We start from the raw sequence: 17,193 nt of genomic DNA on the forward strand, positions 1-17,193 counted from the left end.
ACGCGCAGTGCAGACTCGAACAATAGCTGCCCGCTCTGAACGCTCCTCAACCCTCGGTCGTACCTGGGTGTGATCAAACGAATGCTCTGGAAGGATAAGTTCGAGCCGTGAAGCGCGTCGGGGTGCGGTGTGATGTTGGGCCTGGGCGGGGGATCGGGCACGTGATGCGCTGCCTGGCGCTGGCGGAGGAGATCCAGCGTCGCGACGTGGAGCTGGTGTTCGTCTGCGACGCGCACACCGTGCCGTGGGCCGCGGAGCAGATCAGGGTTCGCGGGATCGCGGTGGAGTCGGCGGTGTGGACGGCCGCGGAGCACGTGGAGCTGTTCGCCCGGCTCGGGCTTGATGCGGTGGTCTTCGACTCGTACGACCTGGATGCGTCCGTCTATCCGGCCGTGCGCGCAGCGGGGATTCCCACGCTCGCCATCGTCGACGGTGACTTCCGTGGGGCCGAGGCGGACGTGCTGGTGGATCAGAACCTCGCCGCCGAGCTCGACCACCCCTCGCTGCCGCCGGGCTCGATCCGTCTGGCAGGTCTGCAGTACGTGATGATCCGGGACGAGATCCTCGCGCATCGCCCGTCGGAACCACCCGCGCCGCGGCAGGTCGGCGTACCGAGGGTGTTTGCGTTCTTCGGCGGGACGGATGCGTTCGGTGCCGGTCCGTCGGTCGTGCGAGCGCTGTCTGCTACCGGGGTTCCGTTTCAGGCCACTGTGGTTGCGCCTGGAGCGCACCTGGCTGCCCGGATCGCCGCGGTTGAGCTCAGGCCGCAGCAACGGGTCGACGTCATCGGTCCGACCGATCGGCTGGCGGCTGAGGTACGGGACGCCGACCTGACCATCAGCGCCTCGGGTACGTCGACGTGGGAGCTCCTGTGCCTCGGGGCGACGGCCGGACTCGTGTGTGTGGTGGACAACCAGGTGATGGGCTACGAGCGCGCGATTGCGACGGGTATGGCGGCGGGCATCGGCGTACTGTCCGACCTCGAGGAAGACCCGTCTGCTGCGGCCGCGGTGCTCAAGCGGCTGCTGACCGATCCGGTCGAGCGCGCTCGGTTGGCTGCGGCCGGATGGGCGCTGGTTGACGGCAATGGGCGGCAGCGGGTTGCCGACGCGTTGCTCGGGCTTATCTGACTTCGTAGATCGTGGCGTCCATCGTGGCGTGACGGAGGCGGACGTAGTTGCGGAGTGCCGGTGACACGTCGCCTGCCCGGTTGTCGGCGTACAGCCAGCGGACGCCGGCCTGGCGGAGGCGTTCGATCGCGGCGGGCGTCGGGGCCTTGAAGGCGGCGTCGTTCGCGATCAGCTCGCCGCGGTCCCAGTACGGGATCAGGCTCGGGTTCCCACCGGTGATCAGGGCGATCCGGTTTGCCTGGTTGGAGTAGGACCAGCCTTCGATCAGCACTGGCCGTTCGGACAGGGCGGCGAGCCAGAAGTGCCGGCTGTCGCAGATGCCGTCGCGCTGGATGATGCAGTGCGCATTGGTCGCGATCAGCTCGCCCGGTGCGCTGTTCCGACGCAGCCACTGCGCCGCACCGGCCTCCGCTGCCGTCGCACCGCCGCGGAAGGGGTGCGCGAAGACCAGATTGGACGCCTTGTCCGACACGACCGCCTGCAGTGGAACGAGAATCGCCCCGATCATGCTCGCCGCCACCAGACCGGCCGCCAGCGCGACAAGGACGTTGCCAGGTCGTCGAAACGCCTTCCACGCCAGGGCAACGACCACTGCGACCGCGCCGAGCGCGACAGCGGTCCACAGCCACGGACCCTTGACTCCCCGCAGGTCAGCCGACGCCGATCGAGCAATGGCAAGGCCCGCCAGCCCGAGCAGCCCAGCCGCGCCCACGAGCACCACAGCGCGTCGATCACCGAGTCGCCCGACCAGGTTGGCCAGCCCGACCGACGCGAGTACGGCGACCACCGGAAAGGCCGTCCGCAGGAAGTACAGCTGGCTGACCCCGGACTGCGACGTCAGCAGCGTCCCGAGCAGGCCGGCGACCGCAAAGCCCAGCAGGAACACGGCGCCCGCGTCCCGCCACCTCCGGCCGACGAAGAACAGTCCGGACGCCGCCAGTCCCCAGCTCAGCAGGGTCGTTGCCGCTGACAACAATTCCGCGTGCGGGTTGTCCACCAGTGTCGCGTACGGCGCCAACTGGACGAACGTCTCGAACGGCTTGATCTCCGTCCCCCAGGTACTCCCGCCGAAGATCGCGATCAGCGCGGCCACGAACACCACGAACGACAGCCCGCCACCGAGCATCGCCGTACGCGTGCTCTTCTTGGCCGCCGTCAGTTGCACGAAGGCGAACGCGAATCCGACGCCCACCAGCGGCAGGATCGTCGACTTCGCCCCGGACGCGACCAGCGCGAGCAGGATCAGCAACACCCATCGGCTCCGCAAACTGTCTGATCGCAGCAGGTCCACAGCCACTAGGCAGATGGCCAGTGCGATCAGGACGCCGAGGTTCTGCGTCGGACTCAGGTACGCCGCGACCGCGGTCGAGATCCCGCCGAGCCCCTGATCCGCCAGCGGCTGCACAGCCCCGCCCAGCCCAGCGATCAGGACGGCCAGCGGTCCGGCCCAGGTCGCACCCGACTCCGAGGTCGGAGCGAACCGGCTGGTCAGTGCGAACACCAGCCCACACCCGGCCAGGAACAACGGCAGCCAACTCAGCGAATGAATCAGATCGGTCAGATCGATGCGCGTCCCCCACGCCGTCGCGGCCGTCGCCTGGTGGAAGAACGTGTGGTACTTCATCGGCTCGCCACCGAGCCACAGCGTCGAGATCGGTACGTCGTACTTCGCGCTGGCGGCCAACGCCTGCTGGAAGGCCAGATCCGGGTAGGCGCGGAGCGGATCCGTGTACGCAGGCAGGAACTGACCCGGTCCGCGCCGGTAGACCACCAGCAGGACCACCGCGGTCGTGGCGGCGAGCAGCCAGGCCTGCAGGGGTCGGAGTGGCTGGTCGACACGCCGCCAGACCCGCTCACGAACGTCGCGGTCCCTGAGCGCGATCAGAAGCACGACCGGTCCCCACACCCACGACCACGCCTGTAGTCCGATCGATGCGCTGGCCAGATAGACGATCACCTGCGCCGCCGTGCCGACCGCGAACCCGGCGGAGAGGTCTTCGACCAGGTTGCGGCCGTAGTTGCCGATCAGCCGCCACAGCGCGAACCCGGGCAGTGCGATCGCTAGCGCGGTGAAACCCACGAACCGTGCGACCTCGAAGGGGGTCGCGTTCAGGGCGAGTAGGACGATCGCCAGGACTACGACCAGGAGTCCGGCGACTAGACCGGAAAGGGTCGGTCCCGCAGTCCGCGGCCCCCGCCGTCGTGCTTTCGCGCGCATGTCGCAACACTAATGTGAAATGCGTGGTCGGACGACTGCAGACTGTCATCGGCAGTAGTCTCCGGGCATGCGACCCGATCAGCCGGCGCTCTCCGTCGTCGTACCGATGTACGACGAGGAGGAGGTGCTGCCGATGTTCTTCGCACGGATGCGGCCGCTCCTGGACGGGCTCGGGATCTCCTACGAACTCGTCGTCGTGGACGACGGCAGCCGGGACAACACCGCGACGCTTCTGCTCGAAGCCGCCAAGGACTGGGCCCAGCTCCGCGTCGTCAGACTCCTCCGGAACAGCGGTCACCAGGCCGCCCAGTCGGCCGGCTTCCGGCGCGCCCGGGGTGAGTACCTGGTCACGATCGACGCCGACCTGCAGGATCCGCCCGAGGTGATCGCCGAGTTCCTCGACACCGCGCGCGAGCGGGACGTCGATGTCGTGTACGGCGTACGCTCCGACCGGTCGAGTGACACCTGGCTGAAGCGGACCACCGCGCGGATGTACTACCGGCTGATGTGCCGGCTCGTCGGCAAGGAGATCCCGTTCGACGCCGGCGACTTCCGGCTGGTGTCGCGCCGGGTCGTCGACGCGGTGAACTCACTCCCCGAGGACGGCCGCGTCTTCCGGTTGGTGATCCCGTGGCTGGGCTTCCCGAGCGCGGAAGTGCCGTACGTCCGCGCCGAGCGAGCCGCCGGTACGACGAAGTACAACTTCACCAAGATGCTCCGGCTCGCGTTCGACAGCGTGACCGCCTTCTCCGCCGCGCCGCTGCGGCTGGCGACCTGGCTCGGCCTGCTCGGCGGGATGCTGTCCGGCGTGTTCGTGATCGGTGCCCTGGTCATCAAACTCGCCGGCCGCAGCATCCCCGGCTGGACCTCGACCGTCCTCGCCGTGAGCGTGATCGGCGCGATCCAACTGCTCTGCCTCGGACTGCTCGGCGAGTACGTCGCCCGCCTGTTCCAATCGAGTCAGCGCCGCCCCCAGTTCCTCGTCGGCTACGACAGCCTCGAGGACCATGGCCACCACACCTTCGCCGAAACCATCGACGAGAACGACTAAGCTCCCGGGGTTGTGAGTTGGTACGACGCGCTCGAAGCCGGTGAATTGACCGTGCGGCCGTCCGTGGACGCGGCGAAGCGGTTCGGGGTCTCGATCGACCGGATCTCCGTGTCCGCATCGGCCGGTACGCCGCTCGCCGAGGTGCTCACGGCCGTCGAGAGATCCAGCGCCGACGTGATCGTGCTGCGCTACCCGGCCCGCGAGACCACCTGGTTCGCCGCGCTGGCGAGCGGGCCGCGGCAGGCGCTCCTGGCCGACACCGTCGTCTACTGGTCGCTCCCGGTCGGCAAGGGCCGCCGCCCGGCGCCACTGGCCGGTTTCACCGCGCAGATGGAACCCACGGCCGACGACGACCTGGTGGACGACCTGGTCGCGGACGTGTTCGGCGACTCGGGGAACCACTACTGCTCCAACCCGATCTTCGACCGCTCGCTCGCGCTGGTCGGCCGGCAGGAGTGGGCGCGGCGGCGGATCGCCGACGCGGGCGCGGTCGTACTGCGTGGTCCGGACCGGCGGATGCTCGCCCTCGCCGCAATCGATCAGCAGCGCTCGTGGACCGAGATCCAGCTGTCCGGCGTCGTACCGGCCGAGCAGGGGCGGGGCCGGTACGGGCACCTGCTCGCCGCGGTCGAGGACGCCTGCACGACCAGACGGCTGGTCGTGTCCACGCAGGCGCATCTCAGCGGTATCCAGCGGGTCTGGGCCCGCTACGGATTCGAACCGGTGCATAACCTTCTGACACTTCACCTCGTTGCCGCTACGTAGACCAGTGCTCTTGAAGTACGGGGTGCCTGGGGGGCACACGTAAGCCGGCAGCGAGAGGAGCCTCACCCGAGTGACGCCGCGGCTGAGCGTGGTGGTGCCCTTCTACAACGTCGGTGAGTACATCGGCGGCTGTCTGGACTCGATTGCCCGGCAGACCTGGACCGACTTCGAGGCGATCCTGGTCGACGACGGCTCTCCGGACGACAGCGCGGTCATCGCCAAGGACTTCTGTACTCGCGACCCCCGGTTCCGGCTGATCCAGCAGTCCAACGCCGGGCCCGGACCGGCCCGCGACGCCGGGATCCGGGAGGCGGCAGGTGAGTACCTGGCCTTCGTGGACGGCGACGACCTGGTCTCGCGGCACGGGTTCGCGGCGCTGATCCGGACCCTGGACAAGACCGGTTCGGACTTCGCCGGCGGGAACGCGCGGCGGTTCAACAACAGCTTCGGAGTGCGGCCGTCGTGGTTGCACCGGCAGCCGTTCGCCCGGATCCGGCTGGCGACGCACGTGACCGAGGTGCCCGACCTCGTGCTGGACCGGATGCTCTGGAACAAGGTCTACCGGCGCTCGTTCTGGACCGAGTACGGCTACACCTTCCCGCCGATCCGGTACGAGGACTACCCGGTCGCGCTCAAGGCGCACCTGGACGCGGTGACCGTCGACACGATCACCCAGCCGGTCTACTACTGGCGCGAGCGGGAGTCGGGTGAGTCGATCACCCAGCAGAAGTTCCAGCTCGGCAACATCCGCGACCGGGTCGTCTCGGCCGGGATGGTGCTCGACCTGGTCGAGGACAGCACCCCGGTGGTCCGTCGTCGCGTGCATGCGCACCTGGCCCAGATCGACGTGCTGACGCTGATGTCCGCGTTCGGGTCGGTGCCGGCCGAGGAAGAGCAGCACCTCGTCGACCTGTCCCGCGAACTGCTCGACCGGCTCGACGACGAGGTACTCGCGGTCACCCATCGGTACGACCGGATCCAGCACGCGGCGCTCCGGGCCGGTGATGTCGAGCTGCTCCGGCGACTCGCCGTCTTCCGCAACGACGGTGGACTCCGTGGCGGTGCGCGCGCGGTCGCCCGGCCGCGGCGGACCTGGCAGCTCGACTACAACTACCCGGGCCTGCGCGAGGACGTCGTACCGCAGGAGCTCTACCGGCTCTCGGATGCGGCCCTCACCCTGGCGACGAGCGTGCGCGAGGTGACCTGGGTCGACGGCGGTTTGTCCGTCAAGGGCACCGCGGAGATCCGGCACCTGGAAACCGAACGGTCGTCGACCCTCGAGATCGCCCTGGTCGTCGGCGACACCACCCACCCCCTGCCGGTACGGCGGTACTCCGCGCTGGACCTGCATGGCGACAAGACGATGGTCGGGTTCGAGGTCGTGCTCGATCCTGAACTCCTTGCGCAATGCACCTCTGAGCCGGCCCACTTCGACGTACAGATGAGGTCCGGGCGACGGCTCCGGCAGGGCGTGCTGGGTGGGCAGGGTCCGGGCAGTCCGGGCTGGCCGCTGGGTGCCTGGCTCGACGAGACCAGTTGGATCCAGCCTGGTCCGGGCAAGGGCGGATGCTTCGCCGTTCGGCGGCTCACGGATCCGTGCCGGTTGACCGCCGTCGAACGGACGCCGGAGGCGCTGGTTCTGCACGGACGCTCCGCCTTCGACGAGCCGTCGTTGTTCGTCACCCGGCCGGTGCTCGGCGGCGAGGAAGAGATTCCGCTGGAGATCGACGGTCGCGACTTCACTGCCCGGCTGCCGATGCACGACCTGCTGGCGCAGTCGAATCCCGATGACCCCTTCGGTCAGCGGACGACGCGATCCTTCCGGTTGCGCGGTCCGGAAGGGCAGCAGCGGGTGTTGTTGTGGACGGCAGGCGAGTCCGCGGTCTCGCAGGTCGAGGGCAGTCGTGTGGTGACGCTGACTCGATCGACCGGTGGGTACGTGAACCTGCACGAGGCGCCGGTCCGGACGATGGCCACCGGTGTGGTTGCTGAGGGCAACTTGCTGGTGGTGCGTGGGTCGGACGGAGGTGACGTCACCTTCAGTTGGCGGCGGTACCTGGCCGACTCGGACGATCACCTGGACGTCGCATGCCGCCGTACGTTGTGCGCCGACGGCTGGTCGGCGGCGGCTGCGGTGGACGCGCTGATCCCGGTGGCGGCGGTGCGGGTCTCGGCGGATCCCTTGGCGTCACTCGCGGACTGGATCCTGTTCGCGACGAGGCCCGACGGTACGACGCATGCCGTGCAGTGCGAGCCCTTCCTGTGCAGCCGGTTGCCGCTGACGATCGCGCGTGACGCGCACGCTCTCGCCGTACGGCCGCACGCCGGCACGCTGCACGTGGAGGTCCGCTGACATGCATCACCACAATCACTACTACGGCCAGACGCACATCCTGTCCCGGTACGCCGGTCTGGACTTCGACCACCCGCCGCGACTCCGGGGGTATCTGCAGCACGGCTGGAACATCGGCTGCGGGTGGAACCCGGTGCACGAGTTCTACGACGGCGCCTGGCGGTTCACCTGGAGCGACGCCCCCCGCCGACGCGGGCACGCCCTCGGGCGGCGGAACTACCACAGCATCGGCGCGCCGTTCCTTTACCTGCTGGAACTGGAGAAACAGGCCGAGCCGGTCGAGCGTGAAGGCACGCTGTGGTTCCTCTTCCACGGGTGGGAGGGCGGCAAGATCCACGGCGATCACCAGCGGTTGATCGACGAGATCCGGGAGACCGAGCCCGGGCCGGTCACCTTTTCGTTGTATTACACGGAGTACGACCGTCCCGAGGTACGCGGGTTCTACGAGGACGCGGGCTTCCGGGTGGTGTCGTTCGGGCGCCGCGGGTTCTCGTACGAGGGCACCGATCGGCGGTTCCTGTTCAAGCAGTTGCACGAGTTGCGGCGGCACAAGCGGGTCGCCGCCAACCGGTTGTCGACGGCAATCTTCTACGGCGTCGCGGCCGGGTGCGAACCGGCGGTGTACGGCGACCCGATGGAGATGGACGGCGAGAACCCCTTGTTCGGCGGGCAGAGCCGGATCGAGCGGCTGTGGCCGGAGATGCTCGGCAAGTCGATCGACCCAGAGGCCGCCCGGGCGACGACCGACCTGGAGCTCGGCAAGCCGTGGATGATGCCGCCCGCGGAGATGCGGATGCTGTTCGATTGGAGAGAGCGTGTCTGACCTGCAGGTGGTCCTCGGTGAAATGCAGCCGTGGACCGACAGCGCCGACCACCACCCGGCCCTGGCCGCACTCCTGGCCGACGTCCTTCCCGCCAATCACCGCACGCTGATGATTGGGCCGCACTCGCGGGGGCTCATCTCGGTGGTCCTCGATCGGACCACGGACGCGACGATCCTGGTGCGGTCGGTGGCGGATGCGGAGGAGTTGGCTGCGGACTTCGGTGATCGGCTTCAGGTCGTTGCCGGTGCTCTGGACGGGCTTCGGCTTTCGTCGGAGGACGGGATCGAGCCGTTCGAGGTGATCGTCGCGGCAGACGGTCTCGACCGGGTGCTGGGTTATGACAGTGCTGATCTGAGCTGGGCCGCGCGGTTGGACGCACTCACGGGACTTGCTGCCCCGGAGGCGGTCGTCGTACTCGGACTCGAGAACGAGTTCTCACTGCTGAACCTGCTCGACAGCCGCCCGCTCCACGAACGCCACGGCGACAACGAGTGGCGCCCGCTCCATGACGATCCGACTCGCCCGGTGTCGGTCGATCAACTCGCGGCCGCGTTGCCTTGGACTGCCCAGGTGTACGCCGACTTCGGCGCCCGGACCTTCATCGCAGCAGAGGTCGCCGCGGACGCACGTCCAGGTGAGCTCCCCACGCGTCTAGCCGTGGAGGCCCTGCAAGCAGCCGACATCCCCCTGCTCTCCCCGATCGCCGAGGGCGTCGACTCCGCCGCCCGAGCCGGCCTCCTCCCCTCCATCCCCACCGCCTGGCTAGCCATCACCAACATGCACGCCGAACACGACCTCTACACCGAGTCCGGCCCCACCGTCCTCACCACCGACCGAGGCCCGGCCGGCTGGCAAACCAACATCACCCCCACCACCCCGGCGTTCACCCCCGCCGACGCGACCTCCGCGACCCCGGCGCTCACCTCCGCCACCGGAGCGTCCGCCTCCGCGAGCTCGGCGTCCGCCGCCTCCACAGCCGCCCCGGCTACCCCAGCCTCAGCCATCACCTCGGCGGCCGACCCCTCCTCTTTCTCTTCCCCCATTACCACGCTGGCTTTTGATGGGGCGGTTGTGCCGAATGTTGTTCCTGGGGGTGTGTCCGTCGAGCATCTCCTCATTCGACTGGCTGCTGCTGAGGATGTCCCAGGATTCCGCGAGCTGGCCTCCCGCCTGGGTGAATGGGCTACCGACTCCACCGTCGTGCTCAGGTGGGACGACATCGTGGTGGACGGCGACTCCTTCGCCCACGGGGTTTCGCCGTGGGTGACCGCAGAGCCGACCGACAAGGCAGACCTACTAGCCGCCGCCTGGTGCCGCTTCCACGACCGGTTGATCGGCGGGCACCGCCGCCACCCCTGGCCCCCGTGGATGCTCGGCGACGACCTCGTCTCCACCTGGATGAGCATGTCCGGGATCGAGCTCCCCGAGCCACTCCAAGCCACCTCCCCCGACACACCCCCCGCCTCCGCCGGACACGTTGCCCGCGGCAAGGAGTTGGCCGCCGCACTGAACGACGTACTCGCAACCCACGAGCACCCGGCCGTCGACGTACGCACCGCCCTGGTGGACGCCGAAGAAGCCAAGCGCGAGCTGTTCGAGCTCAAAGGCCACGTCTACGGTCTCGAGCGCACCCTCGGCTTCCGCAACAAGCAGATGAAGACGCGCGAGAACCGCATCCGCGAACTCCGCGGCCAGCTCGACAAGATGACCGCGGCGCACAACCGCATCCGCGGCTCGCGCACGTACGCACTCTCCCGGGTCGTCTTCCACGCCGCGCAGATCCGCAAGCCGCGCGTCGTGGCTCGCAAGGTGTCGCGCCGTCTGCGTAGGCGATGATGCCCCCGCGCCTGAGCGTGGTGGTTCCGTTCTACAACGTCGGTGAGTACATCGGGCCGTGCCTGGACTCGATCGCGCGGCAGACCTGGACCGACTTCGAGGCGATCCTGGTCGACGACGGCTCCCTCGACGACAGCGCGGTGGTGGCGAAGGACTTCTGCGCCCGCGACGACCGGTTCCGCATCGTCCAGCAGGACAACGCCGGCCTCGGCCCCGCGCGCAACACCGGCGTCGACCACGCCGTCGGGGAGTACGTCGCCTTTGTCGACAGCGATGACCTGGTCACCCGGCACGGGTTCGGCAACCTGATCCGGACCCTGGACCGCACCGGGTCGGACCTGGCAGGCGGGAACGCGCGCCGGTTCAACAACAGTTACGGCGTACGGCCGTCGTACCTCCAGCGGCAGTGCTTCACCAAGGACCGCTTCGCGACCCACGTCTCGGAGACGCCCGAGCTCGTGCTGGACCGGATGGTCTGGAACAAGGTCTACCGGCGGTCGTTCTGGGACGAGCACGGGTACCGCTTCCCGGCGATCCGCTACGAGGACTACCCGATCACGCTGAAGGCGCACCTCGACGCGGTCACGGTCGACACGCTCGCGGCCCCGGTGTACTTCTGGCGCGAGCGCGAGTCGGGCGACTCGATCACCCAGCAGAAGTTCCAGCTCGGCAACCTCCGCGACCGCGTCGTCTCGGCCGGCCTGGTGATGGATCTGGTCGCGGACGGACTGCCCGAGGTACGCCGTCGGGTGCACGCGCACTTCACCCAGATCGACCTGCTGGCCGTGCTGACGGCGTTCGGCACCGTTCCGGCGGCGGAAGAGCAGCAGCTCCTCGAACTCGCGGCCCAGTTGATCGGCCGACTCGACCCGGCGGTGCTCGACAACGCGTCCCGGTTCGACCGGTTGCAGTACGCCGCACTCCGGGACGGTGACGTCGGTCTGCTCCGCCGGCTCGCCCTGTTCCGCGCCGACCAAGGGCTGAGCGTGCGAGCGATGCCGCGCCGGTGGCGGAAGTGGCAGCTCGACTACCCGGGTGTCCGGGAAGCCGCCGTACCGCAGGAGCTGTACGAGGTCGCGGACAACGATCTGACCCTGGCGACGAGTGTCCGCGAGGTGGCGTGGGTCGACGGCAAGCTGTCGGTCAAGGGCACCGCGGAGATCCGGCACTTGGAGACCAAGCGGTCCTCCAGCCTCCGGATCGCGCTCGTGATCGCCGGTCGGTCGTATCCCTTGCGCGTACGGCGTTATGCCGCGACGGACCTGCTCGGCGACGAGTCCCTGGTCGGGTTCGAGGTACTGCTGGACCGCGAGCTACTCGCCAAGTGCACGGCCGGTCCGTCCCACTTCGACGTACGGATGCGGGCTGGTCGGGTACGTCGGCGGGACGTGTTGCGCGGGCAGCGGGCCGGTAGCCCGGGCTGGCCGCCGGGGGCGTGGATCGACGAGACGAGCTGGATTCAGCCTGGGCCGGGTAAGGACGAGGCTTTCGCGATCCGGCGGCTGCAGGATCCATGCCGGTTGACCTCGGTCGAGCAGACGCCGGAGGCGTTGGTATTGCACGGCCGGTCGTCGTTCGACGAGCCGTCCTTGTTCGTGACCCGGCCGGTCGCGGGCGGCGAGGAGGAGTTGCCGCTCGAGGTTGACGGGCGTGATTTCACCGCCCGGGTGCCGATTCGCTCGATGATCGAAGAGACCAACCCGGACGATCCGTTCAGTCAGCGGACCACACGGGCGTTCCGGGTGCGCGGTCCGGAAGGCCAGGAGCAGGTGTTGTTGTGGACGGCCGGGGACCGGTTGGTCTCGCATGCCGAGGGCGGCCGGGTGGTGATGCTGACCCGCTCGACCGGTGGGTACGTGAACCTGCACGAGTCGCCGATCCGGATGACCGCGACCGCTGCGGTTGCTGCTGGCAACATGTTGTTGGTGCGCGGGCCGGACTGGGGCGAGGTCAGCTTCAGTTGGCGGCGATTCCTGGCCGACTCCGACGAGCCTGTGGACGTCGACTGCCGCCGTACGGTCTCGGACGACGGGTGGGCCGCCTTGGTGGACCTGGGCGCGTTGGAGCCGGCGGACTGGATCCTGTTCGCGACGGCTCCGGACGGTTCATCACATGCCGTGCAGTGCGAGCCGTTCCTGTCCAGCCGGTTGCCGTTGACGATCGCGCGCGGTGCTCAGGTGCTGACCGTTCGGCCGTACGCCGGGACCCTGCACGTCGAGGTGCGGTCAGCGACGGGCGACCAGTAGCTGGTGGGTGTCCGGCCAGTCGATCGGATCGCCGTCGGGAGTACTGAGTGACGCGACCGGCGCGATTCGGTTGTCGATGACCCAGTCGTTGCGCCAGGCCTTCGACGCCAGGTCGATCGTGAACCCGGCCTGCTCGGCGACGGTGGACCAGCCGGCGAAGTTCAGCCCGCAGAACTGTTCGTGCGTCTCACTCAACCAGTTGTCGACGTAGTCCTTGCGGGTCAGGAAGTCCATCGCGTCGGCCAGCCGGAGCACGAGCCCATCATGCTGGACGTCGTACTCGAACGGGACCCTGGCGTTGCGCCGGAAGTCGTGCGCGAACTGGAAGAACCGCGCCCGGGTGGACAGCCTGCCCACGTACGCCGCCGGGTCGTCGAGGGACTCGAATTCGGCCGGATCGTCCGGGTTCTCGCCGTCGCTGTCGTCCAGCCGCAGTACGACGGAACGATCCGGCTCGGCGGGTCCGCAGACGTCGGAGTTGATCCAGACGCCACCGGGAGCCGTGTGGGCGAAGAGCGCGTTCGCGAACCGTTGCACGGTTTCCGGCCGGGATCCATCGGCGTACGACCAGATTTCGTGGGTGAGCGCGAGGGTGAGGGTGGTGTCGATCGAGCGGGGTGGGAAGACGGCCGAGCCGAGCATGTTGCGTTGGTAGAAATAGACGTTCGGGTTGTGGAAGAGGCCTTGTTCCTTCTTGTGGACGCATTCGGCGTACAGGTGGCGGGCGACTTCGACACCGATCAGGTCGGATTCGTGGAAACGCGGGTCACCGTCGACGAGTTGCAGGGTTGCGCCGGTCGCGCAGCCGATATCGAGAATGCGTCCGGGGCGGACAAAGTCCTTGATTTGCTGCCATTTCCGGTCGGCGGCAGTTTCGAAGGCGTCGGCGTACGTCTTGTAGTCGCGGGTCGTGGTGAGGCCGCCGTCATCGCCGACGACGGGGTCGTTGACGCAGCGCTGGATGTGGGCATCGAGGGCGTACCGCTCGAAAACATCCACCGTCGCGGGGTGCGCCAGCTGGTTCCAGATCTCGTTGCCTGAGGCAATCATCAACAGGATGTCCCACGGTCGTGGCAGGCCGTCCGGCTCGACTCCGACCACCTCGAACCCGAGCTGCTCGTACAGCTTGCTCACCTCAGGTGTAGAGCAGGCCACCAGCGTGTTCTCCGGCGTCAGACGGACGAGATCATCGGTCCCCGCCTCGATCGCCTTGACCGTCACCTCGGCGAACTCGTCCGTCGGCGGGGTGTCGACGACTCCCACCACCAGCGACCGGATCCCGGTCGCCACGCTGAACCGCTCGATCGCCGCCTCCCGCCGATCGAACGCCACCGGATTCCGCTTGGTCGTCTGGTGATTCGCCGACGTCACCGCCCACACGACGGTCCGGTCCACGAACCCCTGCAGGAACTCCGCCTGGAACCGCGTCAGCACATGATGCCGCCCCGGAAACAGCAAGTACTCACTCACGCCCCGAACCCTAGAGCAGGTCCCAGGTGAGGGGAGTGCCTGCGGGGGCGTCCACGCGGAAGGGACGGCCTTCGACCTGTTGGTAGTGGTCGGGAGGTAGGCCGCCGGCGGGGCGGATGGAGCGGACGTTCTCGCGGGTGATGGGGTCGCCGGCGCGGACGTCCTGGGTGACGTAGAGCGAGCGGCGGAAGCGGAGGACGTTCTGTTCGGCTTGTTTCGGGCCGATGGTAGGGCTGCCGAGGGCAAGTTGTGCGACGCGGGTGTTCTCGACCAGCGCTTCGAGCTCCCACGGCTCGAGCGAGAACGCCGAGTCGACACCACCGTCGATCCGCTTCAGCGTCACGTGCTTCTCGATGACGGTCGCCCCGAGCGCGACGGCAGCGATGGCCGCGCCGATGCCCATCGTGTGGTCGGACAGGCCGACCTGTACGCCGAGTGCATCGCGAAGAACCGGGATCCCGCGCAGGTTGGACTGCTCGGGCGGAGCCGGGTAGCTGGCTGTGCAGGACAGCACGAGGATCTGCTCATTGCCGGTGGACCGGGCAGCCCGGACCGCAGCGTCGATGTCGGTGAGCGTCGCCGACCCGGTCGAGATGATGATCGGCTTCCCGGTCTCCGCCATCCCGCGGACCAGCGGCAGATCGCCGATCTCGTTCGACGCGACCTTGTACGCCGGGACGTTCAGCTTCTCGAGGAAGTCGATCGCGGTCTGGTCGAACGCCGACGAGAACGCCACCAGCCCGAGCGAGCTGGCCAGTTCGAAGATCGGCTCGTGCCACGCCCACGGCGTGTGCGCCTCCTCGTAGAGGTCGTACAGCCGCGCCTCGCTCCACAGTTCGTGCTCGACCGGCAGCCGGAAGGCCGGCAGATCCAGGTCGAGCGTCATCGTCTGCGCGGTGTACGTCTGCAGCTTCAGCGCCTGCGCCCCGGACTCCGCGACCGCCCGGACGATGTCCTTGGCCCGCTCGAGATCACCGTTGTGGTTGCCCGACATCTCCGCGATGACGAACGGCTGGTGATCCGGCCCGACCGGCACGCCGCCGATCTCGATGGTGTTCACTTCTGCCCCTTGGATCTACGGTCCTGTTTGCGCAGGCTGATCGGAATCACGGTGAGCTCGCGGCCGTCGGCGTACCGCTGCTCCGGGGTGCCCTCGGTGAAGCGGAAGCGCCGGTTCATCTGCCGGACCACGGTGTTGTGCTCGAGCACCTCGCCGGTGAGAAGGTCGAGGCCGAGCTCGTCGAACGCGTACGTCGTCGCCTCGCGCATCACCTCGATCCAGGCCGGCAGCGTCTCGCCGCGGTCGGCCAGGCCGTCCGCGTCGAGGAAGAATCCCCAGGCCGCCGACGATCCTTCGATGTCGAAGAAGTTGACGACACCGGCCGTCGCGCCGTCCCGCGTATAGATCAGCACCCGCCGGGTCGGGTCGACCGACGTCTTCGCCCACCACGCTGCGTGCTCGTCCGCGCCGATCTCGTGCGAGGTGATGCTGACATCGCGATTCGCCTGCTGGTTCCGCAGCCGCCGGATGGTGTCGACATCGTCCTCGGTAGCTGCACGCAACATGCTCCTAACCTAGCGCCATCTCCTCGAGCACTGTTCTTCAAGCGGGTGGGTGTGTAAACATCTTTCGACTTCACCTTGAACGACAGTCGGAGAGTGACATGAGAGTCTGGCGAGCTATGGGTGTACTCGGCGTGACGGCAGGTTTGTTGTTGGGTGGTCTGCCCAGTACGGCGACCGCCGTACAAGCACCTGCCGGTCAGCAGGGCTGCACGCCCAGCCCGACCACACCGCTCCGGCAGTTCCGGGCGAGCTGGGTGTCGTCGGTGGTGAACATCGACTGGCCCTCCAAGACCGGTCTGAGCGCCGCGCAGCAGCAGACCGAGCTGAGGTCCTGGCTCGACGACGCGGTCCGCCAGCACCACAACGCGGTGGTCCTGCAGGTCCGTCCGACCGCTGACGCGTTCTGGCCGTCCAAGGTCGAGCCCTGGTCGCAATACCTGACCGGCACGCAGGGTGGAGACCCCGGCTACGACCCGCTGGCGTTCGCCGTCGCCGAGGCGCACAAGCGCAACCTCGAGCTGCACGCCTGGTTCAACCCGTACCGGCTCTCGATGGGCACGGACATCAACGCGCTGATCCCGACGCACCCGGCGCGACTGCACCCGGACTGGGTCGTCACGTACGGCGGGAAGCTGTACTACAACCCCGGTATCCCGGCGGCCCGCAAGCTGGTCGAGGACGCGATCATGGACGCGGTCTCCCGCTACGACATCGACGGCGTGCACTTCGACGACTACTTCTACCCCTACCCGGTGGCAGGACAAGTCTTCGACGACGCCGCGACGTTCGCGCAGTACGGCGCCGGCTTCTCCAACCTGCAGGACTGGCGGCGGAACAACATCGACCTGCTGATCCACGAGCTGAGCCAGAAGATGCACGCGATCAAGCCGTGGATCAAGTTCGGCATCTCGCCGTTCGCGGTCTGGCGGAACAAGGCGACCGACCCGGAGGGCACCGACACCACCGCTGGCGTCCAGACGTACGACGACCTCGCCGCCGACACCCGCAAGTGGGTCCGCGACGAGTGGATCGACTACATCGTCCCGCAGGTCTACTGGGCCGGTGGGTTCGCCGCGGCCGACTACAACAAGATCGTGCCGTGGTGGGCCGACCAGGTCCGCGGTACGCATGTCCACCTCTACATCGGCGAGGCGACGTACAAGGTCGGTACGTCGACGCAGTCGCCGGACTGGGCGGATCCGCAGGAGCTGAGTGACCACCTGGCCTTCGACAGTGCGATCCCCGAGGTGAAGGGCAACATCTACTTCTCCGCGAAGGACGTCCGCGCCGACCGCCTCGGTGCGACCACGCTGCTCAACAACACCTGGTACACCAAGCCCGCGCTGATCCCGGCCATGCCGGCTCTGGACTCCCGTGCCCCGCTGCCGGTCCACGCTGTCCAGGCGTCACGCACCAGCACCGGCGTACAGGTCAAGTGGCGGCGCACCTCAGCCGACACCACGTCGTACGCCGTCTACCGCCGCGAACTGCTCGCCGGCGACCACTGCCCCGACAACGACGCCCGCAACCTGATCGCCACGATGCGCTCCACCGGCGCCTCCCAGTCCTACGTAGACACCACCGCCACCCCCGGCAAGCTCTACCTCTACACAGTCACAGCCCTGGACCGCCTCGCCAACCAAAGCATCCCCATCCCAACAGTCTCCCTGCGCTGAGGTGCTATCGGTAGCCTCCAGACCCTGCTAACGGTAGTCTTGATTGCCTGCTAACGGT

The 17,193-nt window shown here is 68.2% G+C and carries 12 protein-coding genes; 8 read left to right on the plus strand and 4 right to left on the minus strand.

Annotation, left to right across the window (positions count from 1 at the left end; all coding sequences use genetic code 11):
* The first annotated feature begins 107 nt into the window (after positions 1-107).
* Positions 108-1,130, plus strand: a complete 1,023-nt coding sequence (locus tag AB0L70_RS08140; RefSeq protein WP_363681346.1) for a spore coat protein — start codon at positions 108-110, stop codon at positions 1,128-1,130.
* Here AB0L70_RS08140 and AB0L70_RS08145 read toward each other — a convergent pair.
* A complete protein-coding gene (locus tag AB0L70_RS08145; protein ID WP_363681348.1) occupies positions 1,123-3,348 on the minus strand; it encodes a hypothetical protein in 2,226 nt (741 codons plus the stop codon). The genes AB0L70_RS08140 and AB0L70_RS08145 overlap by 8 nt on opposite strands.
* Before the next feature lie 67 nt (positions 3,349-3,415).
* Between AB0L70_RS08145 and AB0L70_RS08150 the strand changes: the two genes are divergently transcribed.
* From AB0L70_RS08150 to AB0L70_RS08175, 6 genes are all read left to right on the plus strand, one after another.
* Entirely contained in the window at positions 3,416-4,399 is a 984-nt protein-coding gene (locus AB0L70_RS08150; RefSeq protein ID WP_363681350.1) for a glycosyltransferase family 2 protein, read from the plus strand.
* Positions 4,400-4,411: 12 nt separating this feature from the next.
* Positions 4,412-5,164 (plus strand): N-acetyltransferase, encoded by a 753-nt coding sequence (locus AB0L70_RS08155; protein WP_363681352.1) that lies wholly within the window; start codon positions 4,412-4,414, stop codon positions 5,162-5,164.
* Positions 5,165-5,234: 70 nt separating this feature from the next.
* The gene (locus AB0L70_RS08160; RefSeq protein WP_363681354.1) at positions 5,235-7,517 is read left to right on the plus strand and encodes a glycosyltransferase; all 2,283 of its coding nucleotides are present in this window, start codon (positions 5,235-5,237) and stop codon (positions 7,515-7,517) included.
* A gap of 1 nt (position 7,518) precedes the next feature.
* Positions 7,519-8,340 carry a hypothetical protein gene (locus tag AB0L70_RS08165; RefSeq protein ID WP_363681356.1) on the plus strand — a complete coding sequence of 274 codons (822 nt, stop codon included), beginning with the start codon at positions 7,519-7,521 and terminating at the stop codon, positions 8,338-8,340.
* Positions 8,333-10,177 carry a hypothetical protein gene (locus AB0L70_RS08170; protein WP_363681358.1) on the plus strand — a complete coding sequence of 615 codons (1,845 nt, stop codon included), beginning with the start codon at positions 8,333-8,335 and terminating at the stop codon, positions 10,175-10,177. Before AB0L70_RS08165 ends, AB0L70_RS08170 begins: the two co-directional genes overlap by 8 nt.
* The gene (locus AB0L70_RS08175; protein ID WP_363681360.1) at positions 10,177-12,423 is read left to right on the plus strand and encodes a glycosyltransferase; all 2,247 of its coding nucleotides are present in this window, start codon (positions 10,177-10,179) and stop codon (positions 12,421-12,423) included. Before AB0L70_RS08170 ends, AB0L70_RS08175 begins: the two co-directional genes overlap by 1 nt.
* Here the strand turns inward: AB0L70_RS08175 and AB0L70_RS08180 are convergent.
* Genes AB0L70_RS08180 through AB0L70_RS08190 form a run of 3 tightly spaced genes read right to left on the minus strand, consistent with a single transcriptional unit; the run spans position 12,403 to position 15,459 of the window.
* Positions 12,403-13,893 carry a class I SAM-dependent methyltransferase gene (locus tag AB0L70_RS08180; RefSeq protein ID WP_363681362.1) on the minus strand — a complete coding sequence of 497 codons (1,491 nt, stop codon included), beginning with the start codon at positions 13,891-13,893 and terminating at the stop codon, positions 12,403-12,405. The genes AB0L70_RS08175 and AB0L70_RS08180 overlap by 21 nt on opposite strands.
* A 10-nt stretch (positions 13,894-13,903) precedes the next feature.
* A complete protein-coding gene (gene pseI, locus AB0L70_RS08185) occupies positions 13,904-14,953 on the minus strand; it encodes a pseudaminic acid synthase (RefSeq protein WP_363681364.1) in 1,050 nt (349 codons plus the stop codon).
* Positions 14,950-15,459, minus strand: coding sequence for a GNAT family N-acetyltransferase (locus AB0L70_RS08190; RefSeq protein WP_363681366.1), 510 nt, complete (start codon positions 15,457-15,459; stop codon positions 14,950-14,952). The genes pseI and AB0L70_RS08190 overlap by 4 nt, the downstream gene beginning before the upstream one ends.
* Before the next feature lie 98 nt (positions 15,460-15,557).
* On the opposite strand from AB0L70_RS08190, the gene AB0L70_RS08195 reads away from it, so the two are divergent.
* Positions 15,558-17,135, plus strand: coding sequence for a family 10 glycosylhydrolase (locus tag AB0L70_RS08195; protein WP_363681368.1), 1,578 nt, complete (start codon positions 15,558-15,560; stop codon positions 17,133-17,135).
* Positions 17,136-17,193 lie beyond the last annotated feature (58 nt).

The organism is Kribbella sp. NPDC051952 (genome assembly GCF_040680855.1).
Lineage (GTDB): Bacteria > Actinomycetota > Actinomycetes > Propionibacteriales > Kribbellaceae > Kribbella.